We start from the raw sequence: 13,809 nt of genomic DNA, 5'->3' as shown, positions 1-13,809 counted from the left end.
CTGCGCCGGGGAACAATAGCCAAAACGGCACGTCAGGGAGAGATCATCATGCGCACGCGCTTCTCGGTTCAGGCAGCGGCCCTCGCCGCGACGATCCTCTCCACCATTCCCGCGACCGCGCAGACCCCGCCCGGCACCAACGTCGCGATGCCCAGCGGCACCGCCCCGCTGACGCAGCCGCAGGACGAGGAATACGGCCGCCTGATCCGCCAGCACATGATCGACCAGCGCTTCCAGACCGAGCTGACCGATCACATGCCCGCATCGGACACGGTGCCGTCGCCGCTCAAGTTCTTCGGTCGCATCCCGGGCACCCCGGGCGAGCTGACCTATGCCGCCGACATCCACCGCTATTACCGCGAGCTGGCGCGCACCTCGAAGCGCGTGAAGTACATGACGCTCGGCACCACCGAAGAAGGGCGCGAGCAGGTCGTGATCGCGATCGCGGACGAGGCGGTGCTCGCCGGGCTGGACGAGAACAAGGCGAAGCTCGCGATGCTCGGCGATCCCCGGCGCACCGATGCGAAACAGGCCGCGGAGATCATCAGGACCGCCAAGCCGATCTACTGGCTGACCAGCGGCATCCATTCGCCCGAGACGGGCGGGCCGGAGATGCTGCTGGAACTGGCCTATCGCCTCGCGGTCGAGGATACGCCGATGATCCGCAACATCCGCGACAACGTCATCACCTTCATCACGCCGGTCGTCGAGGTCGACGGGCGCGAGAAGATGGTCGACACCTATTATTACGGCAAGAAGACCGGCAAGCCCAAGCCGCCGCTCGTCTATTGGGGCAAGTATGTCGCGCACGACAACAACCGCGACGGCCTGGGCCAATATCTCAAGCTGACGCAGAACATCACGAAGGGGTTCCTGGAATGGCACCCGACCGTGCTGCACGACCTGCATGAATCGGTCGCGTATCTCTACACCTCGACCGGCACCGGGCCCTACAACCCGTCGCTCGACCCGATCCAGTCGAACGAATGGTGGCTGCTCGCCGAGACCGAGGTGATGGAGCTCAGCAAGCGCGGCGTGCCCGGCGTGTGGACCTACGGCTTCTACGACGGCTGGGTGCCCAATTACCTGTTCTGGATCGCGCACACCCACAACAGCACCGGACGCTTTTACGAGGTGCAGAGCTACGGCCCCGACGTGCAGAAGGGGCTGAAGATGCCGCCCGCGACCACCAGCCGCGAGTGGTTCCGCCCCAATCCGCCGCTTCCCTCGGTCGACTGGGCACCGCGGCAGAACACCAACATCCAGGAATCGGCGCTGCTCTTCGTGCTCAACCGCGTCGCGACCGACCGCACTAGCTATCTGGAGAATTACTGGGCGAAGAACCGCAACGCGGTGGAGGCGGGGCGCACCGGCGCGGTCAACGCCTATGTCATCCCCGCCGCGCAGCATGCCGCGGGCAATGCCGCCGACATGGTCAACATGCTGCGCCGGCAGGGGATCGAGGTGCACCGGGCCGCGCAGCCGTTCACCGCGGGCGGGGTGCCGGTCGCGGCGGGCGATTACGTCATCCGCGCCGATCAGCCGTATCGCACCCTGCTCGACATGTACCTGAGCGTGCAGAATTACCCCGCCGCCAATCCGCGTCCCTACGACGATACCGGCTGGACGATGCAGTATATGCACAACGTCGCGCTGAAGACGATCAAGGATCCCGCGGTGTTCCAGCAGGCGCTGACCCCGCTGACCGACGCGGCGAGGGCACCGGCGGGCGTGTCGGGCAACGGCTCGACGATCGTGTTCAACCACAGCGGCGACAATGCGCTGGTCGGCCTGCGCTTCCGCCTGAAGGGCACGCGGATGCTGGCGGCCGAGGCACCGTTCGAGGTCGACGGCCGCAAATATGCCGCGGGCAGCTTCATCCTCCCGGGCGCCGATCGCGCTGCGGTGGCGCGCGCGGCGGAGGCGCTGGGCGTGTCGGGCGAGGCGGTGGCGACGATGCCGCAGGTGGCCACCCATGCGCTCACCGCCCCGCGGATCGGCTATATCCACAGCTGGCTGCGCACCCAGGACGAGGGCTGGTGGCGCGCCGCGCTCGACACCTATGGCATCCCGTACGATTATTTCGCGGACACCACGCTGAAATCGGGTGCGAGGCTGCGCGGCAAGTACGACGTCATCATCTATCCCACCGTCGCCAACAACGCGCGCGAGCAGTTCGTCGGCGTGCCGATGAACGGCAAGGACGCGATTCCCTATGAAAAGTCTGCGCTGACCCCGCATCTGGGCGCGCTCGACAGCGCAAAGGACATTCGCGGCGGGGTCGGCGGGGCGGGGCTCGACGCGCTGCGCCGCTTCGTCGAGGACGGCGGCACGCTGCTGGCGGACGGCTCGACGGTGGAGATGCTGGCGTCGTTCGGCATGGCGCAGGGCGTGTCGGTCACCGCGCCGTCGGACTATTACAGCAAGGGCGCGATCATGCGCGGGCTGATCGCCGACACCACCAGCCCGATCGTCTATGGCTATGAGGGGCGCCAGCTGCCGGTCTATTTCAGCCAGACGCCGGTCATCACCGTGTCGCGCACCGGCGGCGGGATGGGTTACTTCGATCCCAACGGTCCGGGCACGAAGCTGGCGCAGAACGTGACCCCCAACGTCACCCCGGTGCCGATCTCGCCCTGGCCCGGCGGCGCGACCAGCGTGCTGGCCAATGCGGAGGTGGAGAACTCGCCCTTCGGCTCGGCGCTGCCGGCGTCGCGGTCGAGCGGGGCGGAACCGACGCAATTCCCGCGCGTGGTGATGAGCTTCCCGACGAAGGCGAACGACATCCTGCTCAGCGGGATGCTGAGCGGCGGCGACGCGCTGACCAACAAGGCGCTGGTGGTCGACGTGCCGGCGGGGCGCGGCCACATGGTGCTGTTCGGGCTACGCCCGTTCTGGCGCTGGCAGACGCAGGGCAGCTACATGCTGGGGTTCAACACGATTCTGAACTGGGATCACCTCGACGCGGGCACGCCCGCGGCGCGGTGAGGGGGCGGTTCCATTCGTCACCCCGGGTCAAGTCGAGACCTCTGCGAAAGTCGTGGATCGCTTGACAAATTCGCCGTTCCCCGGCGAAGGCGGGGCCTTTGCAAAAGGTTGCACCGTGCTCCTGCGAAGGCAGGAGCCCAGAGTTGCAGGTCCCATAAGGCGTTGTTCTGCGTGACCTGAGGCTCCTGCCTGCGCAGGAGCACGGCGTGGGCTCGACGCCGTTGCACCTGCTTTGCAAAGGCCCCGCCTTCGCCGGGGTGGCGGTTTTGGCCGGTTCACACCGCGTGGATCAAACTCTAAACCAGCGGTGTCGCCACCAGCATCTCTGCCGCCGCCGCGAACGGTGCCAGCGCCGCGGCCAGCTCGTCCTTGCGGAACGGCTTCGTCAGCCGTGCCGTGACGTGCGACAGATCGTCGCCTTCGGCATAGCCCGAGATCAGCAGCACCCCCGCGTCGGGCCGGCGCGCATGGACCAGCGCGGCCAGTTCCGCGCCGGTGATCCCGGGCATCAGATGGTCGGTCAGCAGCAGGTCGAACGCCACGCCGCGCTCGATCAGCCCCAACGCCTCCTCTCCGGACGATGCCTCGACGACGTCATAGCCCAGCTCCGCGAGCATGTCGGCGGTGCTCAGCCGAACCAGCTCCTCGTCGTCGACCAGCAGCACGCGGCCGCTGGTGCGCGTCGCCGGATCGGCGATCACCACCGTCTCGACCGGCGCGTCCGCCGCCGCGCTGCGCGGCAGCCACAGCTCGATCTGCGTCCCGGCGCCGGGTGCGGACGCGATGGTCAGCGTGCCGCCGAGCTGGAGCGCGAGCCCATGGACCATCGACAGGCCCAGCCCGGTACCCTTGCCGACGCCCTTGGTCGAGAAGAACGGCTCGATCGCACGCGCCAGCGTCGCCGCATCCATCCCGGTGCCGCTGTCGGACACGCCCAGCCGCAGGTAGCGCCCGTGCGGCAGGCGGGCCCGGTGGCCGTCGCCCACCGCTTCCTCCGCGACGCCGATCCGCAGCGTGCCGCCCGCGGGCATCGCGTCGCGCGCATTCACCACCAGGTTCAGCAGCGCCATTTCCACCTGATTGGCATCGGCGCTGGCGCGCGGGAGGCCCGACGGCGCATCGACGACGACGTTGATCTGCGGCCCGGTGGTGCTCGCGATCAGCTCGCCCATGCCGGCGACCAGCTCGGCCAGATCGACCGCGACCGGCTGGAGCGGCTGGCGGCGCGCGAAGGCGAGCAGGCGTTGCACCAGCGTCTTTGCGCGCTCCGCCGATTGCAGCGCGCCCGCGATCAGCCGCTGCTCGCGCTCGCTGCTCGCGGTCCTGCGCCCGAGCATGTCGAGGACGCCGACGATCGGGGTCAGCAAATTGTTGAAATCGTGCGCCACGCCGCCCGTCAGCTGGCCCATCGCCTCCATCTTCTGCGCCTGGCGCAACGCCTCCTGCGCATCGGCGAGCTGATGGTCGCGCCGCAGCCGCTCGGTCACGTCGGTGACGAACTGGTAGACGCCGACCTGCCGCCCCCGATCGTCGCGCAGCGGATGCAGGTTGATGGCATAATAGGGACGCGCGCGGTCGGGGTCGCCGAAATCGTCGATCAGCGTCACCGGCTCGTTGCGCATGCCGCACAGCCAGGCGGCGCGCACCTCCGCCTGATGCTCGGGCTGGTCGGCCAGCAGCGCCAGCATGTTGTCGCCGGTGCGCGGACGCACCCCGAAGACGCGCTCGAATTCGTCGGCATTGGCGAGGTTGATCGCCAGGATGTTGAAGTCGAGATCGACCGCCATCACCATCATGTCGGTGTTTTCGATCATCGTCGCGAGCAGGTTGCGCTCGCGCGTGCGCGCCAGCACGCGCTCCTCCAGCACCGAGGCGGAGTGACGCAGCGCCTCCTCCGCCGCCTTCCGGTCGTGGATGTCGACCGACGAGCCGAACCAGCGCGTGATCTCGCCCGTCGCGGGGTCGCGGTACGGGTTGGCGCGGTCGAGGAACCAGCGATATTCGCCCGTGGCGGAGCGGATGCGATGCTCGCAATGATGCGGCGTGCCGGTGGCGAGCGCGGCGGTGAAGGCGGCGACCACGTGCGGCGCGTCGTCGGGGTGGATGAAAGCCGCGGCGATCTCGGCCGGCGACATGGAGCGATAGCTGGCGCCGGTGTAGTCGGTGAACTGCTGGTTCAGGAACTCGATCTGCCCCTGCGCATCCGCGATCCAGACGATCTGCGGCACCGTATCCACCATCTGGCGGAACCGCGCCTCCCCCTCGGCCAGGATATGGTCGTGGGCGGTCGGGATGGTCGGGGACGCCGGATCGGCCATGTCATGTCTCGCGCGATGCCCCCTGCGGGTGGAGACGCCGATCGGTATAGGAGGTTCCGCGCCCCGCGTCATCAGCCGCCGGGTCGATAGGTACGCTCGACGTGCCCCGCCAGCTCGTCGGGGTGGAAATAGACCGGACGCAGGCGGCCGTCGGCATAGCGGTCGACCTGATCGGCGAAATGCGGCGAGGCGGGGTCGCCGCTCTGCCCGCCCGCCATCACCGCGGTGGCCGTCACGCGCTGCCCGAACTCCACGATCGCGACGAAGCTGTTGCCGCTGGTGCCGTAATAGCGCTTCGTCCCCGGCCATGGCTTCGCCCCGAACGAGGCCAGGCTGCCCCATTGCGCCGAGGTGAAGGGCACCGGGGTGGAGGGGCGGCGGTCGTCGAAATGCGGCTGGATCGCGTCGTCCAGCCGCTGGAAGCGGTTGATCGCCCGCCACGGCGTCCGCCACGTCCCGAAATCGCGCGACAGCCGCGCGACCGCACGCTCCAGCGCGGCCAGCTTCGCCGCTGGGGTGACGCGGGTCGCGATATAATCGGGCACGTTCATCCGTTCCGCCTGCGCGAATTCGCCGACCTCGCGCCAGAGCTCGTCGCCCCAGAACACCGCGAGGCTGGTCGCGACCGAATCGTAGCCCCAGCGATGGTCCCAGCCGGCCAGCGTCGCGACCGGCGCCGCCAGCGCGCGGCGGCGCGGGTCGCCCGCGGGCAGCGCGCGCCACGCCGACACCACGCCGGGCAGCAAATGCGCGAAGGCGGGCAGGTACGGATCGTAGGCGGCGATGCGCAGCCGCTCCGCGGTCCAGCCGGTTTTGCCGGTCAGCAACAGGTCCGCATGTTCGCCGCGCGCATTGGCGCCGGTCTGGTCCATGTAGCGCGGATAGTCCGCCGCCTTGGGGCTGTCCGGCCCGGCCGCGCTCCACGGCCAGTCGTTGGTGTTGTGGACCCAGCCGACGCGCGGATTGGCGACGCTGGGCAGGCTGGCGAGCGTGTGCAGCCCGCGCCAGTCGGTCGCGGGATCGCTGCCGTCGACCGGGCGGGTATAGTCGAAGCGGTCGTCGCGCACCGGCATGAACTGCGGCATCAGGAACGCGATCTCGCCCTTGTCGTCGGCGAAGAGCGTGTCGTTGGACGAATTCGCCTTGCGCTCGGCGATCGCCATGAACGACGCGAGGTCGGTCGCCTTCGTGCGCAGCCAGCTCTGCTCCAGCGCCGGGACGGGCCGCCACATCAGCGCGGTGGCGATCCAGCGCCCGTCCTTCGCCGCGACGATCGACCCGTGATGCGTCCGCCACGTCGCGAAGCGGCGTTCCGCCATGCTGCCGTCGGCGCGGCGATAGCGCAGCGTCACGCCGCGCTCCTCGACCGGGCGCACCTCCTTGCCGTAGCGATAGGCCCAGCCGCCCGCGCGCCGCGTCACGGCCTCTGCGAACTGGTCGACGTTGTCGACCGTGGACGAGGTGTGCATCCACCCGGCATGCGCGTTGAACCCCTGATAGACGAAGAACTGCCCCCAGGTGCTCGCCCCATAAGCGTTCAGCCCCGCGTCGCTCGTCACCTGCGCCTCGGAGCGGAAGTAGAAGCTGGTGTGCGGGTTGATGAGCAGCAGCGCATGGCCCGCGCTCGTCAGCTTCGGCGCGATGGCGATGCCGTTCGACCCCGACGGCTCGCGCGGGACGGTGCCGCGCTCCTCCGGGGTGGGGGGTGTCGGGCGGCCGTAGAAGGTCTTCAGGTCGGACAGCGCGATCCGCTCGATGTCGCCGCCGATGCTCCCCTCGGTAAAGCTCAGCGCCATCCACGGCTCGAACCGGGTGAGCACGCGCGGGCGGGTCTGCGGATGCGTCGCCAGATAATAGTTCAGCCCGTCCGCCCAGGCGTCCATCAGCGCGCGCAGCCAGTCCGGGCTGGCGGCATATTGCGCCTGCAATTCCGCCGGATCGACATACAGCCGCTGGCGCAGGTCGGCCCAGATCGCCTCTTCGCCCTCGGCCTCCGCGGTGCGGCCCAGCGCGGTCAGGTAATTCGCCTCGATACGTGAAAAGTCGTCCTCCGCCTGCGCGTAGATCATCCCGAACACCGCATCCGCGTCGCTTTTGCCGCGGACATGCGGGATGCCCCAGTCGTCGCGCGTGATCGTCACGCGCGCCGCCTGCGCCTGCCAGCGTGCCGTTTCGGGGGCGGGGGCGGGGACCGCCGCCGTGGTGGCGAGCAGCGCCAGCAGGAGCAGCGGATCGCGTGCGCGGGGAAGAAGCCTATCCATGCAGCGGGTCTAGGACGAAACGGGGCGGGATGGCCATGCGCTGGTTGACGGTTGTTGCGGCGGTGATGCTCGGCGGCGCAACGGTGCCCCCGCCGGAGCCCCGCGTGACGCTGCTGCGCCCCGCCGCGGTGTTCGACGGGGTCGACGGCGTGGCGCATGTCGGGTGGCAGGTGCTGGTGCGCGGCGACCGCATCGTCGCGGTCGGCCCGTCTCCGGCCGCGCCCGCCGATGCGCAGGTGATCGAGCTTGCCGGCACCACGCTGATGCCCGGCATGATCGAGGGGCATGCGCATCTGTTCCTGCACCCCTATGACGAGGCGACATGGGACGATCAGGTGCTGCACGAGCCGCTGGCGCTGCGCACCGCGCGCGCGGTGGCGCAGGCGGGCGCCACGCTGCGCGCCGGGTTCACCACGGTGCGCGATCTGGGCACGGAAGGGGCGGGCTATGCCGATGTCGGGCTGAAATCGGCGATCGATCAGGGCGTAGTCGAGGGGCCCCGGCTGCACGTCGCGACCCGCGCCATTGTCGCGCTGGGCGCCTACGGACCCAAGGGGTTCGAGCCGGGCGTCGAAGTGCCGCAGGGGGCGGAGGAGGTGTCCGGCCCCGACCAGATGGTCGCCGCCGTCCGTCGTCAGATCGCGGCGGGGGCGGACTGGGTGAAGCTCTATGCCGACTACCGCTGGCGCCCCGGCGAGGACAGCCGCGCGACGCTGAGCCAGCGCGAGATCGAGGCCGCGGTGGCGGCGGCGCACGATGCCGGGCGCCCGGTCGCGGTCCATGCCTCCACGCCGGAGGGGATGCGCCGCGCGGTCGCCGCCGGGGTCGACACGATCGAGCATGGCTATGGCGGCACCCGCGCGATCTATGCCGCGATGGCGGCGAAGGGGATCGCGCTGTGCCCGACGCTCGCCGCCGCGGAGGCCAGCGCGCGCTATCGCGGCTGGAACGGCGCGGAGCCGGCCCCCGCGGCGGTGCGCCTCAGCCGGGATAGTTTCCGCCTGGCGCTGGCCGAGCGCGTGCCGATGTGCATGGGGGGCGACGTCGGCGTGTACGCGCACGGCGACAATGCGCGCGAGATGGTGCTGATGGCGGCGGCGGGGATGCCGGCGGCGCAGGTGCTGCTCGCCGCGACCTCGGGCAATGCGCGGTGGATGCGCGTGGGCGACCGCGTCGGTGCGATCCGCGCCGGGATGCTCGCCGATCTGGTCGCGGTCGCGGGCGATCCGCTGCGCGACATGGCGGCGACGCGGCAGGTGCGCTGGGTGATGAAGAACGGCGCGGTCGTCGCGCGGCCGTGACGTGCCTCAATCGTGGAGCAGCGGCCCCAGCGCGTTGATCGTCAGCTGCAGGCTCAGCGTATGCTCCATCGTCGGCCGACGGCCGCCCAGACCCAGCCGGTACTGGTTGAGGTAGCCCGCGTCGAGCAGCGCCTTGCGGTGCAGGAACGGGATCGTCACGCCCAGCACGTTGCGCATCCGCTCATAGCCGGCGCGCTGGCCCCAGCTGGTGGTGTTGGGGATCAGGAAGCTTTCATGGCTGGCGAACAGCGCGAAACCCCTCGACCCCAGCGGGTGGTTGTAGCGCACCAGCGGCCGGACGCGGAAACCCACCTCGCTTCCGCCGGGGTTGAACCGCTCGTCGACGCGGAACCGGCCGGAGAGGCGGCCGTGCGTGACGACGACCTGTTGGCGCAGCCGGTTCTCCCGCACGTCGGGACTGGTGTTGCTGAACAGCCCGACACGGCGATAGCCGATGCCGAATTCGAACGTCCTGTTCGCCCTGAACCCCAGCAGCGCGCCATATTCGGTCTGGTTCAGCCCGTCCGCCCGGTCGCCCCAGCGCGCGATCTGCTCCAGCGTGACGCGCACGTCCGACGTCAGCGGCACGTTCAGATTGACCTGCTCCCACAGCTGGTCGTCCTCCACCTGCGCCGTCGCGGGCGCGGCGGCGAACAGCGCGGGGATCGACCAGACCAGATGACGTCGGCGCACGGATGAGTTCCCCCCAGGCACGCGGCGCGTCGCGGCCCCCCGCCGCGTTTCCACGTCCGGAGGTGCCGCTATCAGGCCATGCGCGCCCGGGAAAGGGCCATCACGGCCTACGCGCCGGCCCGGGCCAGCGCCTCGATGGTGCCCCAGTCGCGCACCGCGGCCACGTTGCGGCGCGCCAGCGTCACCAGCAGCGCGCGATTGTGCGGCGTATCCGGCATCACCGCCGCCGCCCCCACGGTGGCGGCCAGCCCGCTGGCGGCGGCGATGCGATAATCCGCCTCCGCACGCGCCGGGGTATAGGCCGGATCGATCGCGCCGATCGCCGCGGCATGGTCCGCGATCAGCGCGCGCTCGACCGCGCGCCGATCCTCGACCGACAGGCTGCCGGTCAGGAAATAGGCCAGGTCGATCGCGGGTGCGCCGCGGCTCACCATCTGCCAGTCGATCAGATACGCCAGCGGCGCGGCGCCGCGCCGGTCGAACATCACGTTGTCGACGCGCGGATCGGCGTGGATCAGCGTCGCATGGCCATAATCGTGCGCGCCCCATGCGGCCCGCAGGGCGGCGAAGGCGCGGATGATGTCCATGTCCTCCTGGCCCATGTCCGCGGCATAGCGATCCTCGAACACCCGGAGCCCCACAGCGTAGAAGTCGGGGGTGCCGGGGGCGGCGGCGCGGTTCGCCGCGATCCACGGCCACCGCGTCAGCTCCGGTGCGCGCCAGAAACGCGCGTGCAGCCGGCCCAGTTCATGAACGACCGCCGCGGCGTCCTGCGTCGAGCAACCCGCGATCTGGTCGCCCGGCGTGCAGAAGGCGCCCAGATCCTCCAGCACCAGATTGGCGCTGTGACCGTCCCCGGAACAGGCGACGTGCCACGCGCGCGCCGTACGCAGCGGCGGCGTGTCGCCGAACAGGCGATACGCCTCCACCTCGGCGCGATACGGGTCGATCGCGGCGACCAGGTCGCGCATCCCCTCATGGCGGGAGTGGAACTTGCACACGACGCTCGTCGGCTCGTCCACGACGGGCTTGTTATAGTTGATCGCCACCCGCACCGTGTCGCTGACGTTGCCATGGCCCAGCGGAGCGATCCGCGCCATCGAGATGCGCGGCAGGTCGAGCCCGGCGTGCCGGAACACCGCCTGCAGCCAATGTCCGTCGATTTCCTCGACCGAGGCGAGCATGACGGGCGGGGGCAGGTCGCCCGGCACCTGGCCGTCGCCGTCGCGGCCCCAGGCACCGGCGGTGCGCGGCGGCGCCCACCATTCGACCACGCGCCCGCCCGCGACGCGGACCACGTCGATCCCGCAGGTCGCGCGCGCATCGGGGTCCGCGGGATGCAGGTTCCACACCGCGCAGGCCAGATCGCCCTGTGCGAACAGCGCGTCGAACGCGATGCGCGCGCCGCTGCCGGTCACCGGATCGTCGAGCAGATCGGCGGGCATGACCGCGGTCGCCTCGCCGGTGCGATACCGCATCGCGCCGTCGCCCAGCGTCGAGCGCAACAGCGCCTCGTCACGCGACGCCCAGGCCGTCAGGAAGGCGCTGGCGACCTCTGCGGTGCCGTCCGCATCGCCCACGCCGCCGACCGGATCGCGCGGATGGAAGATGTCGCGATCCTCTCCCGCGCGCGCCCAGAAGCCCTTGCTGTACGGCGTGTTCCAGCAGTCGCTGAAGCGCCCGCCCGACACCTCGAACACCTCGATCCCCGACAGATCGACCCGCTCGCCCCGGGTCGTGGTCATGTTCCACACCGAGCACACGAAGCGATCGTCCCCCAGCAGCACCTCGTGCGTGAAGCGGGGGTTCAGCATCTCGCTTTGCTGGCGGACGCGCGCGATCTGCGCCTCCGCGCTCAGCGCATTCACGCAGGAGGGGTCGTGGCGGATGATCTGGTCGTGGCACAATTGCCCGATCAGCTCCGCACGGCGCCGGTTCCACACCTCCTCCCAATAGGCGCGGATCAGATCGGTGGGAGAGGGGACGCTGCTGTCGTCCATGACGGCGGGTCGAACCATGCGGGTCTGTCCTCTCTCACGTGCGCCGCCGCTGCGGTCGTTCTCCCTCCATCGTCGCCCGCGTGCGCGCGAAAGTCCAATCGGCGCGACGCGGCGATTGATGCCGATCGCCGATCAATCGCCCTTCACCGGCCCCCAGACGGACACGCGCCGCTCGGGGGCGAGGTACAGCGCATCGCCCGGCTTCACCGCGAAGGCGGTGTACCAGGGGCCGAAATTGCGCACGATGCCGTTGACGCGGTACTTGTCCGGGCTGTGCGGGTCGGACAGCAGCGCGGCACGCTGCGCGCCCTCGCGCCGCTTGCCCTGCCACGCCTGCGCATAGGCCAGGAAGAAGCGCTGGTCGCCGGTGAAGCCGTCCAGCACCGGCGGCTCGCCGTGGCGCGAGACGTAGCGGCGATAGGCGGCATAGGCGGTCTCCAGCCCGCCCAGGTCGGCCAGATTCTCGCCCAGCGTCAGCCGCCCCTTGATCCTCGTCCCCGGAATCGGCTCGTACTGGTCGAACTGGTTCGCCAGCCGGTCGGCCTGGACGGTGTATTTCGCCGCGCTGGCCGCGGTCCACCAGTCGCGCAGGCGGCCCTTCTCGTCATATTGCCGGCCCTGATCGTCGAAGCCGTGCCCCATTTCGTGCCCGATCGTCGTCGCGCCCGTTTCCGCGTAATTGACCGCCGGGTCGGCGTTGGGATCGAAGAACGGCGGTTGCAGGATCGCGGCCGGCAACGTGATCTGGTTCATCGTCGGGTCGTAATAGGCGTTTACCGTCTGCGGCGTCATGTACCACAGCCCGCGATCGACCGGATGCGGGAAGCGCGCCAGCGCCAGCCGCCAGCCGAACGCGTCGGACGCCATCGCATTGGCCAGCGGGTCGGTGCGCGACACCGCCAGCGTCGAATAGTCGATCCACTTCGCCGGATGCCCGATGCGCGGGTCGAACGTCGCGAGCTTCGCCAGCGCCGCGGTGCGGGTGGCATCGTCCATCCACGACGCGGCCTGGATCTTGTCCCGGTAGGCGGCGCGCATGTCGGCGACCAGCTCGTCCGCCTTCGCCTGGGTCGCCGGGGTCCAGTAACGCTGGACGTAGATCGCACCGACCGCCTCGCCCAGCGCGTCGTCGAGCAGCGCGATCCCGCGCTTCCACCGCGCGCGCTGCTCCGGCACGTCGTACAGCGTCTTCTTGTAGAAATCGAAATTCGCCTGGTCGAACGCGCGCGGCAGATAGGCGGCGTGGTCGCTCAGGAAGCGCGCGGTCATCCACTCCTTCCACGTCGACAGCGGCACGTCGGCCAGCCGCTTGCCCGTGGCGGTCACCGCAGTCGTCTCCGCGACATCGACCGTCTTCGCCGCGCCCAGCCCCATCGCGGCCAGCGTCGCGTCCCAGTCGAACTCGGGCGCCAGCGCGGTCAGCTGCGCGCGCGTTATCGGATTGTGCGTCGCCACCGGATCGCGCCGCCGCTCGGGCGTCCACTGATCCTGGCTCAGCCGCGTCTCCAGCGCGATGATGCGGTCGGCCCGCCCCTGCGGATCGGACAGCCCGGCCAGCGTCTGCAGCCGGATGAGGTAATCGCGGTACGCCTTGCGGATCGCGACATATTTCTCGCCGTCGAGCAGGTAATAGTCGCGCACCGGCAGCCCGAGCTGCCCCTGCCCCGCATTGACGGTGTAGCGCGTAGGGTCGTCCTGATCGGCGTTGATCCCGACGTTCAGCGGGGAGGGCATGCCCGGGTGCATCATCAGCCGCACCAGCGCGGGGCGGGTCCTCACCGCGTCGATCTTCGCCAGATACGGCCGCAGCGGCGCGAGCCCGCGCGCCTCGATCCCCTGCTCGTCCATCCATGCGGCATAGAAGTCGCCCACCTTGCGCGCGGTGGGGGAGGTGGGGTTCGCCGCGGCCTCCTCGACGATCTGCCGCACCTGCCCCTCGATCTCGTCGGGCAGGTCGTAATTGTAGCCGGCGCCCACCTTGTCCGCGGGGATCGGATGGTTCTTCAGCCAGGTCCCTTCGGCAAATTCGTAGAAGTCGTCGCCCGGCTTCACGCTGCGATCCATGTCGGCGAGCTCGAGGCCCCAGCTGCCGTAGCGGGGCCTGGCGGTCTGCGCGATCAGCAGGGCGGGGGCGGCGAGCAGGCTGGCGGCGGCGAGCAGATAGGTACGGCGCATCGGGGATCCTCGTGACGGGTGCGCCACGCTACGAGGATCGGGGCGGGCCGGAAAGCCCCTGCCCTTCAGGGCA

7 protein-coding genes are annotated in these 13,809 nt (G+C 70.1%); 2 read left to right on the top strand and 5 right to left on the bottom strand.

Annotation, left to right across the window (positions count from 1 at the left end; translation table 11 throughout):
* Positions 1–48: 48 nt before the first annotated feature.
* On the top strand, positions 49–2,988 hold the full coding sequence (locus tag PGN23_RS15960; protein WP_335304019.1) for a M14 family zinc carboxypeptidase: 2,940 nt from the start codon (positions 49–51) through the stop codon (positions 2,986–2,988).
* 296 nt (positions 2,989–3,284) lie between these two features.
* On the opposite strand, the gene PGN23_RS15955 is transcribed toward PGN23_RS15960, so the two are convergent.
* A complete protein-coding gene (locus tag PGN23_RS15955) occupies positions 3,285–5,306 on the bottom strand; it encodes a hybrid sensor histidine kinase/response regulator (protein WP_335304018.1) in 2,022 nt (673 codons plus the stop codon).
* A 71-nt stretch (positions 5,307–5,377) separates the two neighbouring features.
* On the bottom strand, positions 5,378–7,567 hold the full coding sequence (locus tag PGN23_RS15950) for a penicillin acylase family protein (RefSeq protein ID WP_335304017.1): 2,190 nt from the start codon (positions 7,565–7,567) through the stop codon (positions 5,378–5,380).
* Positions 7,568–7,596: 29 nt separating this feature from the next.
* Between PGN23_RS15950 and PGN23_RS15945 the strand changes: the two genes are divergently transcribed.
* Positions 7,597–8,868, top strand: coding sequence for a metal-dependent hydrolase family protein (locus tag PGN23_RS15945; protein ID WP_335304016.1), 1,272 nt, complete (start codon positions 7,597–7,599; stop codon positions 8,866–8,868).
* A gap of 6 nt (positions 8,869–8,874) precedes the next feature.
* Here PGN23_RS15945 and PGN23_RS15940 read toward each other — a convergent pair whose 3' ends face one another.
* From PGN23_RS15940 to PGN23_RS15930, 3 genes are all read right to left on the bottom strand, one after another.
* Positions 8,875–9,561 (bottom strand): DUF2490 domain-containing protein, encoded by a 687-nt coding sequence (locus PGN23_RS15940; protein ID WP_335304015.1) that lies wholly within the window; start codon positions 9,559–9,561, stop codon positions 8,875–8,877.
* 107 nt (positions 9,562–9,668) lie between these two features.
* A complete protein-coding gene (locus PGN23_RS15935; RefSeq protein WP_335304014.1) occupies positions 9,669–11,579 on the bottom strand; it encodes a nuclear transport factor 2 family protein in 1,911 nt (636 codons plus the stop codon).
* Positions 11,580–11,693: 114 nt separating this feature from the next.
* Positions 11,694–13,736, bottom strand: coding sequence for a M13 family metallopeptidase (locus tag PGN23_RS15930; protein ID WP_335304013.1), 2,043 nt, complete (start codon positions 13,734–13,736; stop codon positions 11,694–11,696).
* Between the last annotated feature and the right edge of the window lie 73 nt (positions 13,737–13,809).

It is taken from the genome of Sphingomonas adhaesiva, from assembly GCF_036946125.1.
In the GTDB taxonomy this organism is placed as follows: Bacteria; Pseudomonadota; Alphaproteobacteria; order Sphingomonadales; family Sphingomonadaceae; genus Sphingomonas; species Sphingomonas adhaesiva_A.
Note: the sequence above shows the minus strand (reverse complement) of the source record. Positions and strands in the feature narration are given on the sequence as shown.